This is a genomic window from Microbacterium meiriae, from assembly GCF_040686935.1.
GTDB lineage: Bacteria > Actinomycetota > Actinomycetes > Actinomycetales > Microbacteriaceae > Microbacterium > Microbacterium meiriae.
This window is the reverse complement of the sequence record NZ_JBFBMF010000003.1, coordinates 57,780-84,211: the sequence shown is the minus strand read 5'-3', so window position 1 is coordinate 84,211 and position 26,432 is coordinate 57,780. Positions and strand designations below refer to the sequence as shown.

The following is a 26,432-nucleotide window of genomic DNA, read 5'->3' as shown; positions in this document are numbered from 1 at the left end:
CGGTTTCGCAACTATCGGCGGCTACCGCACTCGGAGGCCGGGGTCAAGGACGTCGCCGGGGTGGGCAGGACGGACGACCCTGACCGCATGACCTCCGGAGCCATGCCCCGCCCCGACCGGCGCCTGCTGCTGTCGGGCTTCCTGTTCGGTTGCGGGATCGCCGCCTCGATGATCGACCTCTTCGTCTTCCACCTGGTGCTGCACTGGCACCACTTCTACGATCTGTCGACCTCTGACGTGGCCCTCGTCTCGGACGGGTTCTTCCATGCGTTCGGCTGGTTCATCACGATCCTCGGCGCCTTCCTCCTCGCCGACGTCCGCCGTCGTGGCCCCGTGCGATGGACGCGCTGGACGGGCGCGGTGATCACCGGGGTCGGGTTCTTCCAGCTCTTCGACGGCGTGGTCGATCACAAGCTCCTCGGGATCCACCAGATCCGCTACGGCGTCGACCTCGTGCTCTACGACACCGTCTGGATCGTGTCGGCCGTCCTGTTGCTCGCTGCAGGGATCCTCGTGGTGTGGCGGACCCGCCCGCACCCGGCGCGGTGACGGCCATGCGCGAGGGTCACGACGGACACCACGGACCGCCCGAGACGCCGGGCATCGACACCGACGCCGTCGGAGGCGGGATCGATCTGCTCGCGCCGGTCGCGCTCGTCGCCCTCCTCGCCGCAGCCGTTCTCTATCTCGTCGGGTTGCGGCGGACCCGGGACCGCAGCCCCTGGCCTCGGCCGCGGACGGCCGCCTGGATGGCCGGTCTGCTCTGCGCCGGGGTCGGCATGGTCGGACCGTTCGCCGCCCTGGCCCACAGCAGCTTCCCGGTGCACATGGCCGGGCACGTGCTCGTGGGGATGCTGGCGCCACTCCTCCTCGTGCTCGGGCGGCCGGTCACGCTGGCCCTGCGCGCCCTCCCCGTCCCGCGGGCGCGCACTCTGTCCCGAGTGCTGCGCAGCGGCCCGATCCGGGTGCTCACGCATCCGGTGGTCGCCGGCGCCCTCAATGTCGGCGGTCTCTGGCTCCTCTACGCCACACCGCTGTTCCCCCTGGTGCACGCCTCACCGTGGCTGCATGCCGCCGTGCATCTGCACGTGCTGCTGACCGGATACCTGTTCACGGCGAGCATCGTGGGGCTCGATCCGGATCCGCACCGCGCGTCGGTCACCGTGCGGGCCGGGGTCCTCATCGTCTTCGTCGCCGCGCACTCGATCCTCGCCAAGTGGCTGTGGGCCCACCCGCCCGCCGGCGTCGACGTCGGGGACGCTCGGATGGGGGCGGAGCTGATGTTCTACGCCGGTGACGCGGTGGACGTACTGCTCATCGTGCTGCTGCTCCGACAGTGGTTCGTGGCGACGCGACCGCGGGATTCGGCTCAGCCGCAGAACGAGGAGAGTCCGTCGTGGAGGCGTTCGATCGCCTCGACGGTCTCCGGAGCCTGAAGGTCGGTCATGCCGCCGAGCTGATCGGCGCCAGAGCGGATGAGTTCGCCGAGCTGTCCGTCCATGCCGTCGGCGACGCGGTCGAGCGTGGCGACGAGGTCGTCGCGGGCCGCGTCGAGCTGCTCCGCGGACACGTCGCCCTGCGCGAGCAGCGCCTGGTATTGGGCGTATGCGTCATCGATCGTCGCGCAGGTCTCTGCGACCGGGACTCCGAACGCGTCTCCGGCAGCCTGGGTGACCTGGGCGCACCCGGCCAGAAGACCGGCGGCGAGCAGCAGGGGGACGATGGCGATTCGGCGCATGACCCGAGGGTAGCCGCGCCGCCTGGGGCGCGGCTGACCCTCGGGCGGTGCGGCGGTCAGCCGCCGGACGGGTTCTCGAGGGGCTTGCCTTCGTCGTCCGTCGTCTCACGCTCGAGCACGTCGTCGGTGCTCTCGCCGCTGTCGTCGGGAGCGCCGCCGGAGGCCGTGTCGGCTTCCTCGTCGGCGCCGGGAGTGCCCTGCGTGTTCTGGGGGTCGCTCATGCTCTCCTCCTCTGTTCGTTCCGACGACCGTATGCGCGCCGGTCCCGGCGACGCAGGGGGTTGACCGCGGACACGGCGACGGCCACACTGCCGGCGCGCCGGGGCGTCATCCCTGCGTCCAGAGCCGTTCGATCGGTACCGCCCGTCCGAGAATGCGCTCGGCGGCGCGATGCCCGGAGAACACGGCCGCCGGCACGGTCGCCGGGTCGTCGGTCCAGGTGGCTTCGCCCGCCAGGTGCAGCACGCCGCCGACCGGGGTGGCGAGGTCGTCGTGATCCGCGGTGGTCGACCCGACCGTCATGTACGCGTACGACCCGTGCGCGAACGGATCGTCCTGCCACGCCGTACGATGCAGGCCGATCGGATCCGGGATCCCGTCCCCGTACAGCCGGCGGAGCTGGACCATGATCGAGGCCTGCACCCGGTCGTCGCTCCAGTCCCTCGTCGCCACGGCCGCGGGCCCGGCGGCGAAGGTGAGCAGGAGCGGCTCGTCGTGCAGCGCCGTGAGGTCGTACCAGGAGTGCCACCACCGTGCCTCGGGCCCCTGCTGCCGGAACGCGTAGACCCCGTCTTGCCAGAACCGGGTGGGGAACCGCAGGAAGACCTTCTCGAAGGCGTTCATGCGCAGCCGTCCCAATGCCTCGGCGTTGACGGGCGGCAGCGGAGGGACGATCTCCATCGTCCCGGACTGCAGCACGCCGACCGGGACCGTGACGACCGTCGTATCGCCGGAGAAGTCCCCGCGCGAGGTCCGCGCCCAGACGCCGTCCTCGCTCCAGTCGACGCGGGTGACGATGTGCTCCAGCCGGACGTCCAGCCCTTCGGCGAGGCGCTCCGGGAGCACCCCGTACCCGTCCGGGAACACGACCTCGTCGCCCTCGATCGCGTCGTCGTCGAGGCCATGCGCGGCGAGGTCCTCGATCCACGCCCCGTACTGCTCCTCGGCGCGATGCTCCAGGTATTCACGCACTCGCTGGGCGCGGTCCGCGCTCCACTGCCGGCGTGAGAGCACCTGGTCGGTGACGTCGCGGTAGGAGGCCTCGGGGCCGGAGGCGGCGATGACAGCCGGCAGCGCCTCGTCCACCGCGTGGACATCCGCGGCGAAGGCGCGCGCCTCCTCCGCCGAGAGCGGGCGACCGTCGGGACCGTGATACGCGATCGGCCGGCTGTCCACCTGGAACCCGCCGACGGTGAACTCCACGGTCCGCATGCCGAAGGCCTCGGCGGCGGCAGCCACCGGACTGCCGTCGACACCGTGGATCCACGAGGCGCCGAGATCGACGATGCCGTCGGTCCGGTCCGTATGCACCCGGCCGCCGACCCGGTCGCGCGCTTCGAGCACCACGACCGTCCGCCCCTCGCCCTGCAGCAGCCGCGCAGCGGTCAAGCCCGCCACGCCCGCGCCCACGATCACCGTGTCGACCTGCTCCATGCGCCCCTCCTCGCAGCCCCTCCGCACGGAGCCGTGCCCCGACGATAGCCCAGGCGGGCGGGCATCGACAGGGTGGCGGGGCCTCTGCGTCAGGCGGCGTGCTGGATGACCCCGAGCAGGGTCCCGTCAGGGTCGAAGAACTTCAGGAAGAGAGCGAAGCCGCCGTCGTCGAAGCTCACGACATCGACGCCTTCTGCCGCGAACCGCTCCGCGAGGGCGTGGATCTCGGTCGTGCGCAGGAAGAAGATCGGCCGCTCCTCCCCCGCCACCGTCAGCTTCATCGGCGCGTGCCCCGGCGCTTCCCAGAGCATGAGGTCCGGGCCACCCTCGGCCCGGAGCATGGCGCTCGTGCCGTAGTCGGTGAGGACGCGGAAGCCGAGCAGGCGCTGGTACCACGCGATGGACGCGGCCAGATCGGCAACGGGCAGCTGGATGTGGTCGAGTCCGGTGAGGACGGATGCCATGCGGGTAACCCTCCGTGGTCGTGTCCGTTCACCGTAGCGCTCCCCACCGACCACACCGCCGACCGGATGACAACCCCCTCGGCGCTGCAGGCGGAACAGCGCACCCTGGGTCCATGAGCCACCACCCCGATGACATCAAGCAGCCCCTGGACCACCTCCCCCCGGCGGATGAGCGGGACAAGGCCGTCGAGATCGACGAGCCGCACTATCCGACGTCCGGCGCACCCGCCGACAGCCCGGACGTGACGCCGGAGACGGCGGCAGAGCCGGATAAGCCGAACCGCCACGGCGTGGACAAGCTTCCGCCCACGTCGCGCTGACCCGTTCCGCCCGTTCCTCAACTATTGTTGAGGTCTACGGAAGGGCGGCGGATGGAACCCGACGATCTCCTCCCTATCGGAGAGGTCACCCGACGCACGGGCGTCGCACCCTCCGCGCTGCACTTCTACGAGCAACTGGGCCTCATCGCCTCGACGCGCACGCCCGGCAACCAGCGGCGCTATCGCCGACACATGCTGCGCCGGATCTCCATCATCGTCGTGGCCAAGCGCATCGGCATCCCGCTCAGCGAGGTGCAGGAGCTCTTCCAGACCCTGCCCGTGGACGCGCCGCCCTCGCACGGCGACTGGCGCCGCGTGGCCAAACGCTGGCGCGCCGAGCTCGAGGAGCGACGGACCCAACTCGAGCATCTGCAGCGCGAGCTCGCGGGCTGCATCGGTTGCGGCTGCCTGTCCCTCAAGGCCTGCCGCCTGCTGAACCCCGAGGACGCCTTGGGCGAGAACGGTCCCGGCCCTCGCCGCATCTGAGACCGGGGACCTCCGCCGCGACCGCTGGACGAAGGTGGGGTGTTGCGAATCCGGGATAGGTGAGACCGTAGAGATATCCCCACCAGCGATCAGCGTGGTTGCGCCTCTTGGCAACGGGTTCCTGTGGTGATGGAACGAAGGATCCATCCAATGGGCAAGTTCATCTACGAGGGCGGTCCGAAGGTCGAGATCGAGGACCGCGCTCTCACACATATCCAGCTCGTCATGATGACGAAGCTCCGGCGCGGAGAGCCGATGCCGTTCTCGTGGAAGGAAGACGCCTCCGTCGGCGGCGGCCGGACGACAGTCTGGGTGCACGCGAACGCAAACATCGTGTTCAAGTTCTTCGGCAGCAGGCCCCCGGCCATCAACCGGCGGTGGGTGGACGCTCTGGCGTACACCGCGAACACGACGAACGGCCTGTACCTGGTGCCGGAGCCGACCGAGACGAGCAGTGCCTCCCGGCAGCTCGCGGACCTCACCGTCTGACACCGGCTCCGCCGACGCGGAGGTCGCAGGCCCGAGGACTCAGTCCTCGAGGTCGGCGTCCTCCGCTTCCGCTTTCTCCGCCTCCTCCTGGGCCTTCTCCGCCTCCTTCTCTGCGCGCTCCTGAGCCTTCTCGGCCTTCTTCTGCGCGTCCTCCTCGGCCTTCCGCTGCTCCTCGGCGGCCTTCTGCGTGGCCTTCTCCGCGGCCTCCTGAGCCTTCTCCGCCTTCTTGTCGGCCGGCACGCCGGGCGCGGGTTCCGGTGCCGCGGGCGGAGCCTCGGCCGGTGTCGACGGCTCTTCCCCGTCTTCCGGGACGGTCACGGGCACCACGACTGCCGGCGTGGGCGATGAACGAGGGCTCGGCTCGGTGTCGACAGGCGTCACCGCGGGATTCGGGTTGAGTGCCCCCGCCGCCCAGAGCGTTCCGGCAACGGTGAGCGCCACCGCGACCGCGACCGCGCCGGTCAGGAGCCCGCGGCGCCGCCGGACGCGCTGCGTGCGAGGGGCCCGGGCGCGGAGCATCGCCCCCTCGGCAGACGGACGAACGGGAAGCACGCGGGTCTGCGTCGGGGGCGTGGAGGGGCCGGTCGGTGTCCGATCCTCGAATGCTGCGGCGGCGATGGGGGCCGGCACCGGCGGGCGGGGCGGCAGCGACGGATCCTGTGCGAGCGCGGACACCGCCGCGAAGACGCCGGCGGCGCTCGGCCGGTCCTCGGGATCCGTGGCGGTCATCCGCTGCAGCAGCGCGGACCACGCCGGACCCACCGACTCGGGGATCGTGGGGGGCTCGATCAGGCGGGCCAGCGTGGCCCCGATGCCCTCCGCCTCGGCGAATGCGCGCTCTCCGGTGAGCGCCTCGCGCAGGACCAGCCCCAGTGCGTAGATGTCGGCGGCGGGCGCCGGGGCCGCGCCGTTCAACTGCTCCGGCGCCAGGTACGCCGCGGTCCCGATCACCGTCCCCGGCGACGTCAGCCGGGCCGCGTCCACGAGCACCGAGATCCCGAAGTCGGCGAGCTTCGCGCCCGACCGGCTGCCGGCGAGAGAGCGACCCGTGAGCAGGACGTTGGAGGGCTTGATGTCGCGGTGCACGATGCCCGCGCCGTGCACGACGTGCAGGGCCTCCGCCAGGTCGGCAGCCAGCGCCGCCACCTCGTCCGAAGGAAGCGGCCCCTGGGCGATCCGCGCCGCGAGGGTCGGCCCGTCGATGAACTCCATGACCAGGTACTCGGCCCGCCCGGGATGCAGCTGCGCGTCGTACAGCGTGACCAGCGCGGGATGGTTGAGTGAGGCGAGGACGGTCATCTCGCCACGAGCGCGCTCGGACGCGGCCCCCTCCTCCGTCTCCGCACGCAGCATCTTGATGGCCACTGTGCGCCCGAGCAACGAGTCCTCGGCGCGGTACACCCTCGCCATCCCGCCCTGCCCGACGCACTCCCGGAGGTGGTAGCGACCATCGAGCAGCGCCTCCGTGGGATGCGAGTCATCCGTCATCGTCGAGTCCTCCTGCCGCGGCGTCGGGAGCGCCACGGCGAGGCCACTCTAGAAGCGTGGCCGGCGGGCGTCTCGGGTCTTGACAGCGGGGCGGTCGATCGGGAGGTCCTCGCCCGCGGGAGAATGGGACATATGCCCGCGCGTTCCCCTCAGCGACTGCTCCACTCCGTCCGCCGGCTGCTGCACACCGATCCGTCCACCGTCGCCCACACCGAGGCGATGCCCGTGATCGACGAGCACACCGTCCCGCGGGTCCTCGATCTCGCGACCCGCATCGGGGAGTCGATGTTCGCGGTCGGCGCCTCCGCCCACGAGGTCACGCTCGCGATCACCCGCGTGTGCGAGGCCTATGGACTCAAGGGCGTGCAGGTCGACGTGACCTACAACTCGATCACGGTCTCCTTCCATCTCAGCGGGGAGGTGTGGCCCGAGACCCTCGTCCGCGTGGTCCGCGTCGCCGCTCCGGACCACGCCAAGCTGCAGCGCGTGCAGGCGCTCGTCGCCGACATCGACGGCGGCCTGGACCTGGAATCCGCGCGCACCGCGTTCCGGGTCATCCGTCGCGTGCCCTTCCGCTATCAGCAGCCCGTGGTGATCGTCGCACGGGCGCTCCTCGCGGTCGGGGTGAGCATCATGCTCGGGGCCTCTCCGCTCATCGTGGGTCTCACGTTCGTCGCGGCCCTGGGGGCGGCGCTCACCCAGGCGGGCCTCGCCCGGCTGCGGGTGCCGCTGTTCTTCAGCCAGATCGCCGGAGGCCTCGTCACCACGGTCGTCGCGGTGGCGGTCTCGGCGCTCGGCAGCGCGGGGATCGAACCGTTCGTCGGCATCCGTCCGTCGATCATCGTCGCCTCGGGCATCGTGCTCATGCTCGCCGGGCTCACCGTGGTGGGCGCGGCGCAGGACGCCATCGACGGCTTCGCACTCACCGCCGGCGGGCGCATCCTCGACCTGACGATGCAGACGCTCGGCGTGGTGATCGGCATCCTCGTCGGGCTGGAGCTCGGTGGCGTGCTGGGCTTCACGATGGAGCTCCCGGACGACCCGGCGCCGTTCGGACCCCTGCTCAACCAGTTCGCGGGGGCCATCATCATCGCGGTCGCGGTGGCCGTGTTCAACGGCGCCGGGATCCGCATCATCCTCGTCAGCGCCCTGCTCAGCGCCGTCACTCTCGCCGGGTACGCGGGCACCGTCGCGCTCCAGCTGCACCCGGCCGCGGCGAGCGCGGTCGGAGCATTGCTGGCGAGCTTCATCGGCATGCTCATCGCACACAACCTGCACGTGCCCTCGGTCGCCGTGACGACCGCGGCGATCGTCCCGCTCGTCCCCGGCGTCGCGGTCTTCCAGGGCCTGCTCGAGGTCGTGCACGCGGCGGGCACCTCCACCGGAATGCTGACCGTGGGCGGATCGCTCATCGACGCCGCGGTGATCGGCATCGCCCTCGCCTCCGGCGCCTCCCTCGGGCTCTACCTCGGAACGCCGGTGCGGGCGACTCTCGCCGGTGTCGCGAAGACCAGGGCGCGCGTGCGCCGCTGACCCGACGGCGTCATCCCGTCGAGACGACGATGCGCCCGCCGCGGACGGATCCACGGCGGGCGCATCACTGGGCGGTCAGTGGCCGCCGAGGTCCCTGACCAGCTCGGCCTCGTCCTTTTTGGACAGCGAGGTCTGCACGACGGTGCCGTTGTACGGGGCGAGCGCCTCGGCGAACTTGTCCTCCGTGAGCTTGAGGGCGTAGATGACGACGGCGGACTTGCCGGCCGTCACGGTGGCCTTGACCCGGTCGCGGAACTCGGCGTCGATGCCGGTCTTGTCGAGACCGGAGAACAGGGCCCCGAGCAGGCCGCCGAACACCAGGCCGGCGACCGGGATGAAGAACAGGATGCCGATCAGCGCGCCGAACAGGGCACCAGACGCGACGCCCAGGCCGATCCTGCTCCCGGCGCCCGGGTACTCCACCTTCGTCTTGCCTTCCCCGTCGACCTTCACGAGCGCGAGGCCCGCGAGCTCGACGACGAGGTCGTCCTGCAGGGCCTGGACGCGGTTGTAGGCGCCCTCCGCGTCGCTCTCGGTGTCATAGGAGATGACGATCAGTTCAGCCATGGTTTCCTGCTTTCGGTTGCGGTCGGAGATGCTCTCCACGCGCGCAGAGGCACCGGTCTTCGCCACCGACCCTAGGCGCGCCCCTGGGGACACGACAGAGCGGCAAGCGATGTTCACCCTGGTGACTCCGCTCGGCGATGTCCGTGGCCTGGCCTACGGTCGCTGTCGTGCCCGAGTCCGTGCAGCAGTGGTGGGCGAGACGGCAGTTCTCGCGCGGACTCGACGTGCCCTATGCGGTCGGGACGTACCGGGCGGCGTGGGCGGCTTACCCCGAGCTCATCCGGCAGTACCACCCGGAGCTCAACCACGGCATCGTGCTCTCGCAGATCCCGCTGGCCGCCGATGTCCTGCTCTGCTGGGAGTGCGCCGTCGGGCACCTGTTCGCGGCGACGCCGACCGAGCAGCGCGAGCGTCCGGGGCGGGTCCGACGGCGCTCGTCCTGGTGTCCGGAGTGCGCGGCGCTGGCGCGGCCGCAGCCGGTGATCCTCGGAGAGGCGCGTGCGCTCCCCGCCCGTCCGAAGAAGCCGGCACCGGCGCTCTGCACCAAGACTCCTGCGCTGCCGACGGGAACCGCGTTCCTGAGCGCATGCGCTCCGAAGCCGGCCTCGGCGGCGGAGGGGAAGCTCCGGGAGGCACTGGCCGAACGGCTGGTGTTCCCCGACGAGCTCAACGCGATCAAGGTCGGGCGGCCCTTCTTCCGGCACACGGAGGTGTGGCCCGACATCCTGCTCCCCGAGCTGCGCATCGCGGTCGAGTACGACACGGTCGGCCGGCACGGGCTGGAGCACGTCGGCAAGCGGGAGGAGACGGACCGCCGGAAGGACCGCGCGGTCCGCAGCGCCGGATGGGAGGTCGTCCGGCTGCGCATGGGGAAGCTGGAGCCCCTGGGCCCGTTCGACCTTCCCCTCGCCTCCCTGGGCACAGCCGGGATCACCCGGCTCATCGACCGGCTCCGCGACATCCGCGGCACCCTGATGGTCGACGCCTATCTGCGCTGAACCGCTTATCCCCTGCTCGAGGATCGACGCAACCCCCGTGCCGGAGGGTGCCGACGACGACAAGATGTCCTCATGAAACTCGTCTCCTACGCCGGCCAGCAGCTCCTCACCTCTGACGACGTCGCCGAGACGCTCCTCACCCTCGCGGCCGCGATCGCCAGCGAGGGCGAGTCCGAAGCGGTGGAGATCCCGATCCTCCTGGACGGGGAGAAGGACTGGGCCGATCTGCTCGTGGGTGTCGGCAACGATGTGCTCGTGAGCCCCCACCACACCGGGGACCCGGAACCCGACTTCGCGACGGAGGTCGACGAGCTGCGCGCGCATCGCCACTTCCCGAAGACCACGGGCGATTCGTCATCGCGCGGAGACATCGACATCCCCGCACTCTCCGACTTCGACATGGGGCACGGTCTCTGACCGCACCGCCGTGCGCGCGTCCCGGCGACGCGGATCTGCCTGCCGCACCCCGTCGAGGAGGGCGATCCCGTGGTCGGCCGCCGCGATCAGCCCGGCGTCGTGCGTGACGCAGATCACGGTCGCTCCGCACTCGGCCTCCTCGCGCAGCACGGCCCGGATCCGTTGGACCGATTCCGCATCCAGAGCGGTCGTCGGCTCGTCCAGCAGGAGGATCGCCGCGCCTGCCGCCAGACCCTGAGCCAGCAGCACCCGCTGCTGTTGGCCACCGGAGAGCTCCGCGAACGGACGACGCCCGAGAGCCTGCACGGCCGTGCGTTCCATCGCCGCCTCGACCGCGTGGCGCGCACGCTGATCCCGCCGCCGGAAGGCGCCGAGCCGCCCCCACGTACCCACCTCCACGACATCTCGCGCCGTGAGCGGCAGGCCGGGAGGCACCACGGCGCGCTGCGGCACGAAGGCGATCCGGCCCGTCACGCTCCGCTGCCCTCGCGTCGGTGAACGCACGCCGGCGACGACCTCGAGAAGGGTCGACTTCCCGGCGCCGTTCGGGCCGGAGACGGCGACGACCTCTCCGACTCCGATCGACAGGGTGAGGTCGCGCAGCGCATCGCGCTCCCCGAACCGCACGGAGACACCGTCCAGGCACACGGAGGGGTCGGTGGTCGATGAGAGCGTCGTCATATCTCCAGTTTATGAATTTGATAATCATTCTCAACTGCGCATAGGCTCGCGTTCCGTGACCTCCTCGTTCTCCGCCCTCCTCACCCCGTTCACGCTCGAGTTCTTCCAGCGCGGGCTCCTCGGCGGCGCGCTCGTCGCGGTCCTCTGCGGGGTCGTCGGCACCTGGGTCGTCGTCCGAGGGATGGCGTTCCTCGGTGAGGCACTGGCCCACGGGATGCTGCCCGGTGTCGCGCTGTCGACAGTGCTCGGGGCTCCCGTGCTCGTGGGCGGAGCGCTCAGCGCCGTCGCGATGAGCATCGGCATCGGCGCCCTGCAACGACGCGCCCGGCTCTCCTACGACACGAGCATCGGTCTGCTGTTCGTCGCGATGCTGGCTCTGGGCGTCATCATCATCTCCCACTCGGGGAGCTTCGCCACGGACGCGACGGCCATCCTGTTCGGCGACATCCTCGCCATCACCCGCGCCGATCTCCTCCTGCTCGCCGCAGCCGCGGCACTGGGAGTGATCGCCGCCACCCTCTGCCACCGACCGTTCGTCGCGCTGGCCCTCGACACCCGGATCGCGACGGTGCTCGGGCTCCGTCCGCGGTGGGCCCAGGCGGCCCTGGTCGGGCTGGTGACCCTCGCGGTCGTGGCGTCGTACCAGGCGGTCGGCTCGCTGCTCGTCGTCGGTCTGCTCCTCGCTCCGGCGGTCGCCGCCGCACAGTGGACGTCGCGGCTGCCCACGCGCATGGTCCTGGCCTCCGCGTTCGGGGTCGCCGCGGTCCTCGTCGGGCTCCTCGCGTCCTGGTACGCGGCCACCGCGGCCGGAGCGTCCGTCGCCGCCGCCGCGATCGCGCTCGCCGGCCTCTCCTGGGCGGTGCGGGCCGCCGTGCGCACACGGCATCCGTTCGCCGACCGGGCCGCCCATCCCGACCCTGCTCCCGCCTCCTGACCCGTCTCCGAAAGGTTCTCGTGCGCTCCCGCCTCCTGCCCCTCGTCACTCTCGCCGCCCTCTCCCTCGCCCTCACCTCCTGCGCCGGTCCCGCGGCGCAGAGCCCGGCCGCGCCCTCGACTCCCGCGGACGGGCACGGCGCGATCGCCGGAGCGGAAGAGGTCGCCGAACCGCAGCTCGGCCTCACGACCGTCGACGACGCGGGTCGGGTGACCCACCTCGACCTCCTGGATGAGAGCGTCACCGACATCGGTGCGGTCGCCGCCCCCGAGGGCATGGCCACCGACGGCCGGTACCTCTTCGCGGACACCGGCGACGGCGTCGAGGTCGTCGACAGCGGCGTCTGGACGTGGGACCACGTCGACCATTTCCACTACTACCGGGCGGAGCCCGCGCTGCTCGGCACGGTCGAGGGCGACGGCACGGCAACGGTCGCGACGACGAACAGCTCGACCACCGGCGGCACGGGGATCTCCTTCTCCGGATCCGGTGACGCGGTCCTCCTCGATACGGAGGCCCTGTCGAAGGGGGAGATCCGTGAGCTGTTCCGCATCGAGCGCACTCCCCACGAGGGTCTGGTGGTACCGGTCGGGTCGTTCGCCCTCGTGACCGAGGACGATGGTGAGGCGGGCGGATCCGTCGTCGGCCACACGGCACACGGCGAGCGCACCGGGCTCCGGGAGAGCTGCGTCGCGCCGAGCGGCACGATCACGACCAGGGTCGGAGCGGTGATCGGCTGCGCCGACGGCGCCCTGCTGGCTCAGGTCGAGGACGGCGCCGTCGTCGTCGACCGCATCCCGTACCCGGAGGACGCGCCGGCCGGAGCCGTGACGTCCTTCCACAATCGTGAGGGGCGCCCCACGGTCGCCGGCCTCGCCGGGCCCACCGACATCCGCATCCTCGACACCCGGGCCCGGGCCTGGACCCTCCTCACCGCTCCGGCCCCACTCGTGCAGGTGACAGCCGTTGGCGATGAGGACGACACCCTGCTCGCCCTCGCGGAGGACGGCCGTGTGCTCGTGCTCAGCGCGCTCGACGGGGCGGTGCGAGCGGAGACGGCGCCGCTGGTGACGGAGTCGGTGGCGGGGGGAGCCACCCCGGTCCTCATCGCCGACCAGCACCGTGCCTACCTCAGCGGCCCGGCGGAGCACCGGCTGTTCGAGATCGACTACGCCGACGGCGCCCGCGTCGGGAGGACCTTCGACACGACCGACGCCCCGGCCTTCGTCGCCGAGACGGGGCGCTGACATGCGCTTCCTCCGCGTTCTCACCGCCACGGCGCTCGCCGCGTGCGCCGCTGCCACCCTGACCTCCTGCGCCACCCCTGCCGACACGCGACCGGTGGTGGTCGTCTCGACGAACATCCTGGGCGACGTGGTCGGCGAGCTCGTCGGGGGTCAGGCTCGCGTCGTCACCCTCATGAAGCCGAACGCGGACCCGCACTCGTTCGAGATCTCGGCGCAGGAGGCCGCCACGCTCCGGGACGCCGACCTCCTCGTCTCCAACGGGCTCGGGCTCGAGGAGGGCCTGCAGCAGCATCTCGACGCGGCCGTCGCCGCCGAGGTGCCGTCCTTCGTCGCCGGCGACGCGATCGAGGTGCTGGACTACCGCGACGGCGACGCCGCGGGAATGCCCGATGCGCACTTCTGGACCGACCCCGCGCGCATGATCGACGTCGTCGATGCCCTGGAGCCCGCCCTGGCCGCGCTCGACGGGATCGACGCCGACACCCTCGCCGCGGACGTCGCCGACTACCGCGAGGAGCTCACGACGCTCGACGCCGAGATGACCGCCGCATTCGCCCGGATCCCGGACGAACGCCGGGCGCTCGTGACCAACCATCACGTCTTCGGCTACCTCGCCGACCGCTTCGATTTCGAGGTCGTCGGCGCCGTGATCCCGGGCGGAACCACGCTCGCTGCACCCTCGGCCTCCGACCTCGCCGACCTCGTGGGCGCCGTGGAGGACACGGGCGTGCCCGCCGTCTTCGCGGAGTCCTCCTCCCCCGACCGCCTCGTCCAGGCGCTCGCCGAGGAGGCCGACGTCCACGTCGAGGTGATCGAGCTGTTCACCGAGTCGCTCACCGCGGAAGACGGCGGCGCCCCGGACTACCTGACCATGATGCGCGTCAACACCGAGCGCATCGCCTCCGGTCTCACCCGTTGAGACCACCCTCACAAGAAAGAAGCACCGCATGAAGACACTCCCCCTGCGCCGGGCGCTGGCCGGGGCCGTCGCCCTCGGCGCCGCCGTGACGCTCGCCGCCTGCTCGACCAGCCCCGGGGCCGGCTCCGCCGGAAGCGATGCCCCGGAGTCGGACCCCGGCCCCCGGGTGGCCATCTCGTACGAGGGCGGCATCCTCGTCCTCGACGGGGAGACCCTCGACACCGTCGCCGACTTCGATTCGGAGCCGTTCACCCGCCTGAACCCGGCGGGCGACGGTCGCCACGTCATGGTGACGATGAGCGAGGGCTTCCAGGTACTCGACACCGGAGCCGGGTCGACCGATGACGCGGCGCTGACCGACACGGTGTTCGCGGCCGACACCCCCGGCCACGTGGTCCGTCACGGTGGCAAGACCATCCTCTACGCCGACGGCACGAGCGACACCACGATCTTCGACACCGCCGCCCTCGGCGACGACGGCCTCCCGGAAGTGGAGACCATCGACGGCGTCGAGGCGCACCACGGCGTCTCGGTGCTGCTGGAGGACGGCACGTTCCTCACCACGGTGGGCGATGCGGACGGTCGCAGCGGCATCGTGGTGCGCGATGCGGAGGGCACGGAGATCGCGGCGTCCGATCAGTGCCCCGGCGTCCACGGCGAAGGCACGGCGTCCGACGAGGTCGTCGTCTTCGGCTGCGAGGACGGCGCGCTCGTCTACAAGGACGGCGAGATCACCAAGCTCGCCGCCCCGGACCAGCCGTACGGCCGCATGGGCAACGCCTACGTGAGCGAGACGAGCCCGATCGTAGTGGGCGACTACAAGAACGATCCCGACGCCGAGGGGTACCTGCTCGACGCCGTCACGCTCATCGACACCACGGCGATGACGTCCGAGGTCGTTTCCCTGCCGGAGGGAGCGGAGTACACCTTCCGCGACGTCGTGCGGGGGCCGGACGACCTGGCCTACATCCTCGGCGCCGACGGTGCCATCCATGTGCTCGACCCCGAGACCGGGGAGATCACCGACTCCTACCCCGTCATCGAGGCGTGGGAAGGGCCGGCCGAGTGGCAGGACCCGCACCCCGCCATCGTCGTCGCCGGTGACATCGCCTACGTGACCGAGCCCGCCGCGGACAGCGTGCACGCGGTCGACCTCAGCACGGGCGAGGTGCTCGCGAGCACCGAGCTGGAGGTCACCCCGAACGAGATCGCGCCGGCGGCCGGCTGAGCCTCGGCGCTGCGGGTCCGTCCCGTTCCGGGGCGGACCCGCAGCATCGTGTCCCGTGCACGTTCCCGGCACGACCAGACGCGGAACCCTCAGGGCAGCAGGGTGAATCCCGACTCGTAGCTCGTGGCGCCGAGCGCGGCGAGGACGATCTGGAGGAACCCCATCGCCTCGAGCTCCCGAGCGCGGGACAACGGACCGACGTCGACGGCGCGGAGTCCCGCATCCTCGATCAGCGACGCGACGGCGATCTTCGCCTCCGCGTAGTCACCGGCGAAGAGGACCGTCGTCCGCGTGGTGCCGTTGGTGCCGGTGACCAGGGTGTCGCCGAAGTTGACGTTGAACGCCTTGACGACCGCTGCCCCCTCGGGGAGCATCCGCGCGAGTTCCGCGGCGCTCGACGAATCGGACGGGACGGTCAGTTCGTCGTAGGTCGTGAAGTCGATGGGGTTGCTGATATCGATCACGACCTTGTCGCGCAGGCGCTCGCGATAGTGGTCGAGAATGCTCGGGTACGCCGCAGAGGGGACTGCGAGCACCACCAGGTCGCCCGTGAGGTCGTCGCCGAGCGCGGCATACGTGACGTCGGGGCGGTCGCCGGAGGAACTGGCGGTGCTCCGACGGACGATCTGGATACCCGCGCCGGCGCGCGCGGCGACGTCCGCGATCGCCGCGCTCATCCTCCCGCTGCCGATGATGCTGATCGAGGTCATGCGTACTGCTCCTTCCGGAAGCGGGCCAGCGCCCTCTCGGCGACCTTTCTCGCGTCGTAGTCGAAGACCGCGCTCCGGCGGAAGTCGCGCCCGACGCGCAGGTCGGTGTCGCGCTTCCGCCGGTCCGCGAACTCGTGCTGCGCGTCGAACATCCACCCCGCCCGCCGTGAGCCGTGCTGCAGGATCGCGGTCCGCTGCATGCGGACCGAGGTGTAGCGCCGGAACGCCTCCGGGATGTCGGCGACCGTGTCGGCGGCCTTCAGGAACACGGCGAGCGCCATGCTGTCCTCGACTGCCTGGTTCACGCCCTGGCCCTGGTGCGGCAGCATCGTGTGTGCGGCGTCGCCGAGCAGGGTCACCGCTCCGTGGGACCAGTTGCGGAGCGGCTCGTGGTCGAAGAGCCCCCACCAGAACGTCTTCTCGATCGCTCCCAGGAAGCGCTGGAGCCGGGTGTCCCACATCTCGCCGGCGAACTCGGCACGGAGCTCGCTCACGTCGGCGGGGCCCGACCAGGGGCCGTGGAGCGGACGGTCGCTGGGGACCCCGGCGACGAAGTTGAACAGGGTGCGCTGTTGCAGCGGGTAGCACATGAAGTGCCGCTGATCCCCCATCCACACCTGGCTGATCCGCGGCCAGTCCGCGGGCAGGTGGGAGGCGTCGACGACGCCCCGGTAGACGATGTAGCCGGAGTACACGGGCTCCGGATCGGGCACGATGCTGCGGCGCACCACGGAATGGATTCCGTCCGCCCCGATGACCGCGTCGAAGAGGTCGGTCACCCCGTTCTCGAAGGTGACGCGGACGCCGGACTCCTCCGTGCGCAGGGAGGCCAGGCGGTGCCCGAGGCGGATGCTCTCCCCGTCGACCTCGCGCGCCAGGACCTCGATGAGATCCGGGCGGTACATCCCGATGTTCCGGTACTGCTTCGCGGAGTCCTCCCACGCCGCGTCGGTGACGAGCGCCCCACTCGCATCCAGGTAGACGCCGTGCCCGTCGGGGGTCGCCCCGGCCCGTCGCACCTGGTCGAGCACACCGAGGGCGTCCAGCACGCGCTGCGCGTTCGGGGCGACGGTCACGCCTGCTCCCACCTCGCCGAGCGCCGTCGCCTGCTCGAACACGGTGACCTGGACACCGGCGATCCGGGTGAGGGCGATCGCGGCCGTGAGCCCGCCCATCCCCCCGCCGATCACGGCGATCCTCGTCCTGCTGTCTACCATTGCCTCTCCTTCATCGAATGACGCACGAACAGGCGTCCTCTCACTTCGCGGCCAGCGCGGGCGCAGCCGGACGAGACCGGAACATCGTGGCTCCCGTGGCCTGCTCGGCCTCGTGGTCCGGTCCCAGCGGAATCCCCGATCGGTCCCGCAGACACAGCGTCGCGATGCCGCCGAGGAGCGAGGCCACCAGGAGGTAGGCCGACACGGCCACGGTCGTACCGGTCCTGTCGAGCAGCAGCTGGGCGATCATCGGTGCGAACGCACCACCCAGCACCGCGCCGATCGCGTAGGTGATCGAGACGCCCGAGAAGCGGATCGAGGCGGGGAAGATCTCCGAGTACCAGGCGGCCAGCGGCCCGTACGTGAGGCCCAGTCCGGTCGAGATGAGGACGAGCGCGGCGTACAGCCCCGGCAGACCTCCGTGGTCGACGAGCCAGAACACGGGGAAGACGACGAGAGCCTGCAGGGCGAAACCGATCAGGAAGGTGCTCCGCCGCCCGATCACGTCGGAGAGGTACCCGGCGAGGAGCGTCGAGAAGAACCAGACGACGGCGGCCACCGACGCGGCGACGAGCACCGCCGTGGTGTCGAGGCTCTGCACGTTGATCGCATAGCTGTTGAGGAAGCCACCCGTCGTCATGTACCCGAGCGTGCCGTTGCCCGCGAACACGAGGGCGGCCAGGAGCACCAGATACCAGTGGCGCCGGAACAGGGTCACGATCGGCGCCTGGGACTGCCGTCCGCGGCGTGCGATCTCCGCGAAGACGGGGCTCTCCGACACGGAGCGCCGGATGACGAACCCGACGGCGATGAGCACGACGCTCACCAGGAACGGCACACGCCAGCCCCACTCCAGGTACGCGGCACCCGGGGTGATGACGCCGGTCATGAGGGCCGTCACTCCGGAGGCGAGGAGGAAGCCGAGGGGCACCCCGAGCTGGGGCCACGACCCCGCTCGCCCTCGACGGTCGGCCGGGGCGTGCTCCACGGCCATCAGCACCGCACCTCCCCACTCACCGCCGGCCGAGAGACCCTGGAGGATCCGCAGCAGCAGCAGGAGGATCGGCGCGGCGATCCCGATCTGGGCGTACGTCGGCAGCAGACCGATGAGGGTTGTGGCCGCTCCCATCAGCACGAGGGTGAGGACGAGCATCGCGCGCCGCCCCAGGACGTCGCCGAAGTGCCCGGCCAGGAAGGCGCCGAGCGGACGGAAGAGGAAGGAGATGCCGACCGTGGCGAAGGAGAGCAGCAGGCCGATCTCCTTGCCGGCGGGTTGGAAGAAGAGCTGTGCGAAGACGAGCCCGGCGCTCGTCGCGTAGATGAAGAAGTCGTACCACTCGATGGTCGTGCCGATGATCGTCGCGAAGGCGATGCGGCGCTGCGAGCTGGCGTTGCCTGATGCGGAAGAGGAGGTCATGGTCGTCCCTAACGTCGTTGTCCCCCTCGCGAGCGAGGGGATCGGGATGTGTCCCTCTCATCGTGAGGGCGGGGACTCTGTACGTAAATCGCACTTCTTCGTGGTTATAGTTCAGGTGAGCGGAAGAAGAATCGAGGGGGAGCCGTCATGTCCGACGTGAGCATGAGGCAGCTCGAGCTGTTCGCCGCCCTGCCCAACTTCCCTACCCTCAGCGCCGCGGCAGCTCATCTGCACATCTCGGAATCGGCGCTGTCTCAGGCGGTGACGAGCCTGGAGCGGGCGGTCGGCGCCCAGCTCTGCGTGCGACGGAAGGCACGCGGCCTCACTCTGACGCCGACCGGTCAGCAGTTCGCCAAGCAGGCCCGTCGGATCGTCGCGGAGGCTCAGGAGCTCGTCCTCGACGCGCGCCGCGGCACCGAGCTACGCGGCCCGGTCACGCTCGGGTGCTACGCCAGCTTCGCGACCAGCGTGGTTCCGGAGCTGCTCGAAGGCTTCCCGAAGCGCCATCCGGGCGTGCAGCTCGAGATCATGATCGGCACCAACGAGGAACTCCTCGCGGCACTCGACGCGGGAGACCTCGATGTGGCGCTCGTGTACAACGTGTCCCTGCCCGCCGGATACCGTCGTCGGCGGATCTATGCCACCGAGCTCGAGGTCCACCTGCCGCCCGCGCACCCGCTGGCCGATGCGGCGACCCTGGACCTGCCGGACCTCGCCGACGAGCCCTACATCCAGTACGACGCCAGCCCGGGGACGCGCAACGTCATCGATGCCTTCACCGCGCGCGGACTCGAGCCCCGGATCGAGGCCCGCGTCAGCCAGCTCGCCCTCGTCGAAGCCCTCGTGGGCCGAGGCCTGGGCTACGGCCTCCTCATGTCCCGCCCCAACACCCTGCCCGTGAGCAGCGAGGGACGCCCGGTCGTGATCCGCCCCCTGGACCCCCCGGTGACGGTCTCCCACGTCGTGGGGATCTGGCCGGCGGACATGACCCTGACGTCGCGTGCCGATGCCCTCCTCGACTTCGCGGTGGAGAAGCTCGGCGACTACGGACGCGCGGACGTGCGGACACCTCATGTCTGAGCCGTTCTTCACCATCGGGCACTCCACCCGCACGATCGATGAGTTCCTCGCGTTGGTGCAGGAGAGCCGTGTGGAGAGCGTCGTGGACGTGCGCCGCCTCCCCGGTTCGAAGCGGCATCCGCAGTTCGACCAGGACGCACTCGCGTCCTCCCTCCGCACCGCCGGGATCGCCTACCACCGTGCAGAGGGGCTGACGGGTCGCCGCCCCGTGAGCAGGGACGTTCCCTTCGAGACCAACGCGTGGTGGCAGAACCGCAGCTTCCACAACTACGCCGATCACGCCCTCTCCGCGGATTTCGGGCAGGCCCTGGACGAGCTCCGCGCCGAGGGCCGCGAGCGGCGCGTCACGGTGATGTGCTCGGAGAGCGTGTGGTGGCGGTGCCATCGACGGATCATCGCCGACCACCTCCTCGCGCGGGACGAAGTCGTCCGCCACATCCTCGGTCCCGGGCACGTCGATCCGGCCGAGCTCAGCGCCGGCGCTGTCGCCCGCGCGGACGGGACGGTCACCTACCCGGCCGCATGACCGCACAGCATCCCCCTCGTCTGGTCTTCGCGCAACCCCCGTGCCGGAACACCTCTTCTCCTCGTAGGACTGGATCGTGAGCAGTGCTCGCGCCGACGCCGAGGAGGAGCCATGTCGAAGGCAGCCACAGGACGAAGCGGATCCGCGTCCGCTCCATCGCCAGAGCACGACGAGAAGCCGGACAGCCCCACCGATCTGCAGAAGCGGTCGTGGAAGTACGTCCTGGTCAAGAGCGTCCGGGAGTTCTCCGCCGATCAGTGCATGGACGGCGCCGCGGCCCTCACGTACTACGCGGTGCTCTCGATCTTCCCCGCCATGATCGCCGTCTTCTCGCTGCTCGGCGTGTTCGGCCAGGGCGGGGCCGCCGCCGACGCCGTGCTCGGCATCATCGGCGACGTGGCACCGCCGGAGACCGCGGAAGCTCTCCGCGGTCCCATCGAGCAGATCTCCCAGGCTCCCGGCGCCGGCATCGCGCTCGTGACCGGGATCCTCCTCGCGCTGTGGTCGGCGTCGGGCTATGTCGGGGCGTTCAGCCGGGTGATGAACCGCATCTACGAGATCGAGGAGGGGCGGCCGTTCTGGAAGCTGCGCCCCATGCAGCTGCTCGTCACGCTCATCACCGTCGTCTCGCTGACCATCGTCGCCATCGTGCTCGTGCTCTCCGGCGACGTGGTGTCGGCGCTGGGCGACGCGATCGGCGCCGGCGAGGGCGTGCAGCTCGCGTGGAGCATCGCCAAGTGGCCGCTGCTGCTGTTCGTCGTCGTCTTCCTCGTCGCGATGCTCTATTACGCGACCCCGAACGCCAAGCAGCCCAAGTTCCGGTGGATCAGCATGGGTGCCCTCGTGGCGATCGTCGTGCTGGCCGTCGCCACCCTCGGCTTCGTGCTCTACGTCACCACCTTCTCCAACTACGAGCGCACCTACGGATCGATGGCGGGCGTCATCGTGTTCCTGCTGTGGCTGTGGATCGCGAACCTCGCCCTGCTGTTCGGCGCGGAGTTCGACGCGGAGCTGGAACGCGGCCGCCAGCTTCAGGCCGGGATCGCCGCCGAGCGCGACATCCAGCTCCCCGCACGCGACACCCGCCAGAGCGACAAGCGGGCGGAGAAGGAGCGGAAGGACATCGAGGAGGGACGGCGCATCCGCGTCGAGAACGACGACGACGGCGAAGGCGACGACCCTCCGCGGGAGGAGTCGCGGCGGCCGTGACCTGCGGCCACCGCCGACGTCATCGCATCCGCCCGAGCACACGACCGCGGCGATGAGCGACCCACAGGAGGACCCCGGTCGCCGCCAGGCAGACGACGATGGAGACGACGCTTCCCTCCGGCCCGAAAGCGCCTCCCGTCAACCACTCGGGACCGGAGGTCGCCCCTGTGAGCAGGGCGTCGCGAGCCGCCGATCCGGACACCACCGTTCCGAAGATCCCACCGATGGCGACATTCCAGCCGAGGTGGAGACCGATCGCCAGCCAGAGGGAGCCGGTGAGCAGGTAGGCCGCGCCGAGGATCAGCCCGGCTTCGACCGCGACGGCGACCGCGCCCCACAGCGACCCACCGGGGTTGACGAGGTGGAGGAGGCCGAAGATCGCCGCCGATGCGAGCAGGGCCACGGTCGCGCCCCATCGTCCCCGGAGCAGGCGGAACACGACCCCGCGGAAGAACACCTCCTCCGAGACGGCGACGGCGCACATCGTCCCCACGAGCGCCAGTGCTCCGGCGAGCGACCCCCATCCGGTGATCCGGTAGCCGCCGAAGAGGGCGATGATCCCGATCGACAGTGTCGCGAGCGCGAGCCCCCCGAGGGTGCCGAGGAGCATGTGCCTCCGCGCGGACTCCCGGGGGAACTCGGTCACGGTTCGCCGTTCGAGGTGGCGCCCTGCCCAGACGTACAGGGCGATCATGCCCGCGGCGAGCGCCGGCCCGACGACGAGGCTGAGCGCCGCGTTCTGCACTCCGGCGGCGACGGCGTTGGCGCCCAGCATCGCCGCACCGAGCCCGACGACGAGGACGGTCATCCGTACCCATCTCCGACCCGGCCTTCCTGGTCGCTCGGGCTTCTCCGCCTGGTCCGGATCCCACGTCGTGTCGTTCATCGTTCCTCCTCGTGACTGCTGCAGGAACGACGCTACGGACGGCGGGAGCGGGGCGAATCGCCCAACCGTGGACATCTCAGGTCCCTCGCTCGGGGGATGCGAAAGCGCCGGACCGCCGCGGGGCGAGGGCGAGGTCGTCAGGTGGCCAGGCCGAGACGGTGCGCGAGCACGACCGCCTGCACCCGGTCCCGCACGCCGAGCTTCACCAGCAGCCGCGACACGTAGGTCTTCACCGTCTCCTGGCTGATCACGAGCTGTCCGGCGATCTCGGCGTTCGAGCGACCGTCGGCGAGGAGGAGCAGGACCTCCCGCTCGCGCGCGGTGAGCGCATCGAACCGATCGCTCTCCTGCCCCGATGGCCGGAGACGCTCACCGTAGCGGCCGATGAGCGCCCGCGTCACCGCCGGGGCGATCAACGACTCCCCTGCGGCGACGGTCCGGATCGCCGCCGTCAGCTCGTCTGGTCGCGCATCCTTCAGGAGGAAGCCGCTCGCGCCGGCCCGCAGAGCGTCGTAGACGAGGGCGTCCATCGTGAAAGTGGTGACCACGAGCACACGTGCCGGCCTGTCGACATCGGGCCCGGCGATCCTCCTGGTCGCCTCGATGCCGTCGAGGATCGGCATCCGGATGTCCATCACCACGACGTCGGGCTCCTCCCGGGCGGCGACCCGGAGAGCCTCCTCGCCGTTCGCGGCCTGCCCGACCACCGTCATGTCCGGCTGGGCGTCGATGATCGTGACGAAGCCCGTGCGGACGAGCTCCTGGTCGTCGCACACCACGATGCGCAGGGATGCCGGTGCGTCCGACGGACTCATGCCGGGATCCTCGCGCGCACGACGAACAGATCGCCCTCCCCGGCGGCATGCAACTCCCCGCCCAGACTCTCCACCCGCTCGCGCATCCCGATCACCCCTCGCCCTCCGACCGTGGTGTCCGAGGCGGGCGTGCGGCCGCGCGGACTCGTCACCTCGACCAGGATCGCATCCGGAGCGTACTCCACGCGGACATCCGCCACGCCGTCTCGGGCGTGCTTCCTCGCGTTGGTGATGCTCTCCTGCACGACGCGCACCACCGCGAGTCCTGCCGCTCCGCGCAGCACCCGGTGCTCCCCCCGCTCCTCGAGCCGGACCGTCTGCCCGGTCGACCGGGCACGGGCGACGAGCTCCGCGATCGTCTGCAGCGCCGGTTCACGGGAGCCGTCGGCGGTCGCCTCGAGCGCGCCCAGAAGACTCCGCAGGTCCACCAGCGTCGCGCGACCTCCCTCGGCGATGGAGGCGAGCACGCGGTTCGTCTCCTCGTCGAGGCCGGGGCGCAGCCGCCCCGCCTCGGCCTGGATCATCATCGCCGTCACGTGATGCGTGACCACATCGTGCAGCTCTCGGGCGATCCGCGCGCGCTCCGCGGCGATCGCGTCCTTCTCCGCCTGTCGCGCGCGCTCCCGTCGGGCCGCCGTCTGGGTTCGCAGCCACGAGCCCCAGAGCCACAGCGCCGCGAGCATCACGCCGAAGACCACCGCGTCCGTGATCGCGAGGCTCTGGTCGATCTGCAGGAGCACCACCGCGAAGACGAGATAGCAGGAGAGCATCCCCGCGGCGATGACGCCGCGGTGTCGGGACGCGAGGGCACCCGCGCCGACCAGGCAGATCAGGAGTCCGAGAGCGGCGACGGTGGTCGGATACCCGAGAAGCTGGAAGGCGGCGAACGCCGAGAAGCACAGGGCGAGCGCCGTCCCGGGCCATCTCCGCAGCAGCGCCACGCTGCCGCCCTGCGCCGCGATCAGGATGAGACCTCCCGGATCGAGGTGTCGATCCGGGAGGCCGGCGAGTTCCAGTCCCTGCTGCGCCACCCCTGGCACGAAGGACAGCACGATCAGGGCGCAGGCGACGACGACGTCCCACCGGGTGCGCACGATGTGCACGATGAAGCTCTACCCTCTCGACGCCCGCTCGACTGCTCCCGGTGCACCGCCGTCCAGCGGCGCCTCCTCCGCGGACGGCGTCCCGGCCAGCGCATGCAGGCGTCCGGCCCCTTCGACGTCGGGGATGATCGATGCCGAGAGCGTCGCGATCACCCCGACCACGGCGATGACGGCCGAGTAGATCACGACGGGCCAGAAGGCTCCCCCCGCCGGCGCGACCAGCGCCGTGCAGATGAGCGGAGCGAGTCCGCCGCCGAGGGTGTTGGAGATCTGGTACCCGATGTTCACACCGGTGGTCCGCGCCTCAGGGTCGAACATCTCGGCGAGCATGGTCGCCAGCGTCGCCTGCATCGCGACGCCGAACACGACGAAGCCCAGGATCTGCCCCAGCCAGATCAACCACATGTTGCCCGTGCTGAACATGAGGAACGCCGGGTACACCATGGCGGCGAATCCCAGACAGCCGATGATGTACACGGTACGGCGCCCGATGCGATCGGAGATCGCGCCCCAGAGCGGAGCCACGAAGATCTGCAGGAGGCCGACCATCATGGTCCCGGCGAAGCCCATCCAGGCAGGGAGCTCCTCGTTGGAGACCATGAAGGCCAGACCGTAGGTGAGCACCACGTAGCCGGCGATCGACTGCGGAAGGCCGATGAGGACGCCCATGATCGCGTTCTTCGGATGCCGGAACGCCTCGACCAGCGGGTTGACCTTCTTGCCGACCATCGTGAGCTGCAGCGTCTGCGTCTCGGTGAAGGCATCCGACTCCTCGAGCTGACGACGCAGCACCACGGCGGCGATCGCGAGGACGATCGAGAGCACGAACGGGATGCGCCAGCCCCACTGCAGGAACCACGAGTCATCAGTGGCTCCGAGCGCTGCCATGAGCCCACCGGAGAAGACGTTGGCGATTCCCGCCCCGCTGATGAGGAAGGCCCCGTAGAGCCCGCGCTTGCCGGTGGGAGCCGCCTCGACCACCATCGTCGCCGCTCCCCCCATCTCCCCGCCGACGAAGAAGCCCTGCAGGAGCCGACACAGGAGCAGCAGGAGGGGGGCGGCGATGCCGATCGCCTGGTCCGAGGGGATGAGTCCGATGCCCGTGGTGGCGACGCCCATGCCGACCACGGTGCTCATCAGGACGACCTTGCGTCCGACTCTGTCACCGACGATCCCCCAGATGATGCCGCCCAGCGGACGGAGGAAGAATCCGACGGCGAACGTCGCGAACGACGACAGCTGCGCGACGACCGGGTCGTTCGAGGAGAAGAACACCGCAGGGAAGACCGCAGCCGCGGCCAGACCGTACAGGTAGTAGTCGTAGTACTCGATGATCGTGCCGATCGCACCGCCGGCGATCGTCTTGCGCTGCTTCGCCGTGAGTCGGCCCCGAGCCGCGGTCGTGGTCATCCCAGCCTCCTTGCCAGATGAGTCGCTGCCGGGCCGCGGTCGCCCCTCGACCACCGTCCCCGGCGTCGATAAACTAACAGGGGCAGAGACATTCTGTCTATGACTCGTACTTTTTGTTCAACTTGAGGTGTTCACCGTGTTCCCAGTCCCCGCCGACGAAGGAGCCGCCGCGTCGCTCCCGCTGCCGTCCCGCCAGGAGACCTACGAGAGCGCCGAGGAGGTTCTGCAGATGTACCGGCCTCTGCTGCCGGCGCTCGCTGCGGCGGCAGGACCCTCCGTCGAGGTCGTGCTCCACAACCTCGACGGGAACGACGTGGACCTCGGCCACACGATCGTCGCGATCGAGAACGGCCATGTCACGGGACGGGCCGTCGGCGGCCCCTCCACCTCGCTCGGGCTCGACGTGCTGCGGGATCGGCAGAAGAACCACGATGCGTTCGGATACACCGCCCACACGAGCGACGGCCGGGAGCTCCGCTGCTCGTCCATCTACTTCCACAACCGGGAGGGCGACATCATCGCGTCGCTGTGCATCAACGTCGACGTCAGTCCGCTCCGCGAGGCCCGCAACTTGCTGGACGCGCTCCTGCCCGCCACCGCATCGGAGTCCGCGCCGAAGGAGCACTTCGGCACCGACCTCGTATCCGTGATGGATGCGATGATCACCGAGGCGATCCGGGACATCGGCAGGCCTGTCGAGGCGATGTCCCGCGACGACAGGATCAGCGTCCTGGAGCGCCTGGATCAGCGCGGAGCCACCCAGATGCGCAAGTCCGTCGAGGCGATCGCGAAGCGGCTCGGGATCTCACGGGTGACCGCTTACAACTACCTCGAGGAAGCCCGCGCCCGCTGAAATCGGCGACGCGCTGCCCGGGAATTGCTTTCCACCGACGCGGC

30 protein-coding genes are annotated in these 26,432 nt (G+C 70.6%); 16 read left to right on the top strand and 14 right to left on the bottom strand.

Going from position 1 to position 26,432, the window contains the following annotated elements; genetic code table 11:
* Positions 1–87: 87 nt before the first annotated feature.
* Positions 88–549, top strand: a complete 462-nt coding sequence (locus AB0P08_RS10285; RefSeq protein ID WP_363589803.1) for a DUF2243 domain-containing protein — start codon at positions 88–90, stop codon at positions 547–549.
* The gene (locus AB0P08_RS10280; protein WP_363589802.1) at positions 519–1,436 is read left to right on the top strand and encodes a cytochrome c oxidase assembly protein; all 918 of its coding nucleotides are present in this window, start codon (positions 519–521) and stop codon (positions 1,434–1,436) included. The genes AB0P08_RS10285 and AB0P08_RS10280 overlap by 31 nt, the downstream gene beginning before the upstream one ends.
* On the opposite strand, the gene AB0P08_RS10275 is transcribed toward AB0P08_RS10280, so the two are convergent.
* The 4 genes from AB0P08_RS10275 to AB0P08_RS10260 all read right to left on the bottom strand — a co-directional run bounded on the left by AB0P08_RS10275 (position 1,370) and on the right by AB0P08_RS10260 (position 3,855).
* A complete protein-coding gene (locus AB0P08_RS10275) occupies positions 1,370–1,738 on the bottom strand; it encodes a hypothetical protein (RefSeq protein ID WP_363589801.1) in 369 nt (122 codons plus the stop codon). The two genes, AB0P08_RS10280 and AB0P08_RS10275, sit on opposite strands and share 67 nt — an antisense overlap.
* Before the next feature lie 56 nt (positions 1,739–1,794).
* Positions 1,795–1,959: a hypothetical protein gene (locus AB0P08_RS10270; protein WP_164498166.1), complete on the bottom strand. Its 165-nt coding sequence runs from the start codon at positions 1,957–1,959 to the stop codon at positions 1,795–1,797.
* 106 nt (positions 1,960–2,065) lie between these two features.
* Positions 2,066–3,391, bottom strand: a complete 1,326-nt coding sequence (locus tag AB0P08_RS10265) for a flavin monoamine oxidase family protein (protein WP_363589800.1) — start codon at positions 3,389–3,391, stop codon at positions 2,066–2,068.
* 89 nt (positions 3,392–3,480) lie between these two features.
* Entirely contained in the window at positions 3,481–3,855 is a 375-nt protein-coding gene (locus AB0P08_RS10260) for a VOC family protein (RefSeq protein WP_292797281.1), read from the bottom strand.
* A gap of 113 nt (positions 3,856–3,968) precedes the next feature.
* Here AB0P08_RS10260 and AB0P08_RS10255 point away from each other — a divergent pair, with 113 nt between their 5' ends.
* The 3 genes from AB0P08_RS10255 to AB0P08_RS10245 all read left to right on the top strand — a co-directional run bounded on the left by AB0P08_RS10255 (position 3,969) and on the right by AB0P08_RS10245 (position 5,150).
* Positions 3,969–4,175: a hypothetical protein gene (locus AB0P08_RS10255; RefSeq protein WP_025102541.1), complete on the top strand. Its 207-nt coding sequence runs from the start codon at positions 3,969–3,971 to the stop codon at positions 4,173–4,175.
* Between the two features lie 51 nt (positions 4,176–4,226).
* Entirely contained in the window at positions 4,227–4,661 is a 435-nt protein-coding gene (gene soxR, locus AB0P08_RS10250; protein ID WP_060922707.1) for a redox-sensitive transcriptional activator SoxR, read from the top strand.
* Positions 4,662–4,811: 150 nt separating this feature from the next.
* The gene (locus tag AB0P08_RS10245) at positions 4,812–5,150 is read left to right on the top strand and encodes a DUF7882 family protein (protein ID WP_187662378.1); all 339 of its coding nucleotides are present in this window, start codon (positions 4,812–4,814) and stop codon (positions 5,148–5,150) included.
* Between the two features lie 39 nt (positions 5,151–5,189).
* Here the strand turns inward: AB0P08_RS10245 and AB0P08_RS10240 are convergent, their stop codons facing one another.
* Positions 5,190–6,638, bottom strand: a complete 1,449-nt coding sequence (locus AB0P08_RS10240) for a serine/threonine-protein kinase (RefSeq protein ID WP_363589799.1) — start codon at positions 6,636–6,638, stop codon at positions 5,190–5,192.
* 132 nt (positions 6,639–6,770) lie between these two features.
* On the opposite strand from AB0P08_RS10240, the gene AB0P08_RS10235 reads away from it, so the two are divergent.
* A complete protein-coding gene (locus AB0P08_RS10235; RefSeq protein ID WP_187662380.1) occupies positions 6,771–8,171 on the top strand; it encodes a threonine/serine exporter family protein in 1,401 nt (466 codons plus the stop codon).
* A gap of 75 nt (positions 8,172–8,246) precedes the next feature.
* Here AB0P08_RS10235 and AB0P08_RS10230 read toward each other — a convergent pair whose 3' ends face one another.
* The gene (locus tag AB0P08_RS10230; RefSeq protein WP_363589798.1) at positions 8,247–8,738 is read right to left on the bottom strand and encodes a DUF1269 domain-containing protein; all 492 of its coding nucleotides are present in this window, start codon (positions 8,736–8,738) and stop codon (positions 8,247–8,249) included.
* Positions 8,739–8,905: 167 nt separating this feature from the next.
* Between AB0P08_RS10230 and AB0P08_RS10225 the strand changes: the two genes are divergently transcribed.
* The gene (locus AB0P08_RS10225) at positions 8,906–9,736 is read left to right on the top strand and encodes a putative endonuclease domain-containing protein (RefSeq protein WP_363589797.1); all 831 of its coding nucleotides are present in this window, start codon (positions 8,906–8,908) and stop codon (positions 9,734–9,736) included.
* Between the two features lie 72 nt (positions 9,737–9,808).
* A complete protein-coding gene (locus AB0P08_RS10220; RefSeq protein ID WP_363589796.1) occupies positions 9,809–10,153 on the top strand; it encodes a hypothetical protein in 345 nt (114 codons plus the stop codon).
* Here the strand turns inward: AB0P08_RS10220 and aztA are convergent.
* Positions 10,091–10,834, bottom strand: coding sequence for a zinc ABC transporter ATP-binding protein AztA (gene aztA, locus AB0P08_RS10215; protein ID WP_363589795.1), 744 nt, complete (start codon positions 10,832–10,834; stop codon positions 10,091–10,093). The genes AB0P08_RS10220 and aztA overlap by 63 nt on opposite strands.
* A gap of 55 nt (positions 10,835–10,889) precedes the next feature.
* On the opposite strand from aztA, the gene aztB reads away from it, so the two are divergent.
* The 4 genes from aztB to aztD are packed head-to-tail and all read left to right on the top strand — an operon-like array spanning position 10,890 to position 15,162.
* Positions 10,890–11,768, top strand: a complete 879-nt coding sequence (gene aztB / locus AB0P08_RS10210; protein ID WP_363589794.1) for a zinc ABC transporter permease AztB — start codon at positions 10,890–10,892, stop codon at positions 11,766–11,768.
* A gap of 20 nt (positions 11,769–11,788) precedes the next feature.
* Positions 11,789–13,015 carry an ABC transporter gene (locus AB0P08_RS10205; RefSeq protein ID WP_363589793.1) on the top strand — a complete coding sequence of 409 codons (1,227 nt, stop codon included), beginning with the start codon at positions 11,789–11,791 and terminating at the stop codon, positions 13,013–13,015.
* Position 13,016: 1 nt separating this feature from the next.
* Positions 13,017–13,934, top strand: a complete 918-nt coding sequence (gene aztC, locus AB0P08_RS10200; protein ID WP_259954033.1) for a zinc ABC transporter substrate-binding protein AztC — start codon at positions 13,017–13,019, stop codon at positions 13,932–13,934.
* A gap of 28 nt (positions 13,935–13,962) precedes the next feature.
* Positions 13,963–15,162, top strand: a complete 1,200-nt coding sequence (gene aztD, locus AB0P08_RS10195; RefSeq protein ID WP_363589792.1) for a zinc metallochaperone AztD — start codon at positions 13,963–13,965, stop codon at positions 15,160–15,162.
* 89 nt (positions 15,163–15,251) lie between these two features.
* Here the strand turns inward: aztD and AB0P08_RS10190 are convergent, their stop codons facing one another.
* From AB0P08_RS10190 to AB0P08_RS10180, 3 genes are read right to left on the bottom strand one after another with little or no spacing between them, the layout of a single operon-like run.
* Complete coding sequence (locus tag AB0P08_RS10190) at positions 15,252–15,872, bottom strand: NADPH-dependent F420 reductase (RefSeq protein ID WP_363589791.1); 621 nt, start codon at positions 15,870–15,872, stop codon at positions 15,252–15,254.
* The gene (locus AB0P08_RS10185) at positions 15,869–17,089 is read right to left on the bottom strand and encodes an FAD-dependent monooxygenase (RefSeq protein WP_363589790.1); all 1,221 of its coding nucleotides are present in this window, start codon (positions 17,087–17,089) and stop codon (positions 15,869–15,871) included. The genes AB0P08_RS10190 and AB0P08_RS10185 overlap by 4 nt, the downstream gene beginning before the upstream one ends.
* A 40-nt stretch (positions 17,090–17,129) precedes the next feature.
* Complete coding sequence (locus tag AB0P08_RS10180) at positions 17,130–18,506, bottom strand: MFS transporter (RefSeq protein WP_363589789.1); 1,377 nt, start codon at positions 18,504–18,506, stop codon at positions 17,130–17,132.
* Positions 18,507–18,653: 147 nt separating this feature from the next.
* On the opposite strand from AB0P08_RS10180, the gene AB0P08_RS10175 reads away from it, so the two are divergent.
* The 3 genes from AB0P08_RS10175 to AB0P08_RS10165 all read left to right on the top strand — a co-directional run bounded on the left by AB0P08_RS10175 (position 18,654) and on the right by AB0P08_RS10165 (position 21,321).
* A complete protein-coding gene (locus tag AB0P08_RS10175) occupies positions 18,654–19,586 on the top strand; it encodes a LysR family transcriptional regulator (RefSeq protein WP_363589788.1) in 933 nt (310 codons plus the stop codon).
* Complete coding sequence (locus tag AB0P08_RS10170) at positions 19,579–20,112, top strand: DUF488 domain-containing protein (protein ID WP_363589787.1); 534 nt, start codon at positions 19,579–19,581, stop codon at positions 20,110–20,112. Before AB0P08_RS10175 ends, AB0P08_RS10170 begins: the two co-directional genes overlap by 8 nt.
* A 111-nt stretch (positions 20,113–20,223) precedes the next feature.
* Positions 20,224–21,321, top strand: a complete 1,098-nt coding sequence (locus AB0P08_RS10165; protein WP_315638342.1) for a YihY/virulence factor BrkB family protein — start codon at positions 20,224–20,226, stop codon at positions 21,319–21,321.
* 19 nt (positions 21,322–21,340) lie between these two features.
* On the opposite strand, the gene AB0P08_RS10160 is transcribed toward AB0P08_RS10165, so the two are convergent.
* From AB0P08_RS10160 to AB0P08_RS10145, 4 genes are all read right to left on the bottom strand, one after another.
* Positions 21,341–22,207, bottom strand: coding sequence for a CPBP family intramembrane glutamic endopeptidase (locus tag AB0P08_RS10160; RefSeq protein ID WP_363589786.1), 867 nt, complete (start codon positions 22,205–22,207; stop codon positions 21,341–21,343).
* A 137-nt stretch (positions 22,208–22,344) separates the two neighbouring features.
* Positions 22,345–23,022, bottom strand: coding sequence for a response regulator (locus AB0P08_RS10155; protein WP_363589785.1), 678 nt, complete (start codon positions 23,020–23,022; stop codon positions 22,345–22,347).
* Entirely contained in the window at positions 23,019–24,125 is a 1,107-nt protein-coding gene (locus tag AB0P08_RS10150) for a sensor histidine kinase (protein WP_363589784.1), read from the bottom strand. Before AB0P08_RS10150 ends, AB0P08_RS10155 begins: the two co-directional genes overlap by 4 nt.
* 9 nt (positions 24,126–24,134) lie before the next feature.
* Entirely contained in the window at positions 24,135–25,535 is a 1,401-nt protein-coding gene (locus tag AB0P08_RS10145; protein ID WP_363589783.1) for an MFS transporter, read from the bottom strand.
* 136 nt (positions 25,536–25,671) lie between these two features.
* On the opposite strand from AB0P08_RS10145, the gene AB0P08_RS10140 reads away from it, so the two are divergent.
* A complete protein-coding gene (locus tag AB0P08_RS10140) occupies positions 25,672–26,388 on the top strand; it encodes a helix-turn-helix transcriptional regulator (RefSeq protein ID WP_363589782.1) in 717 nt (238 codons plus the stop codon).
* The last annotated feature ends 44 nt before the right edge of the window (positions 26,389–26,432 follow it).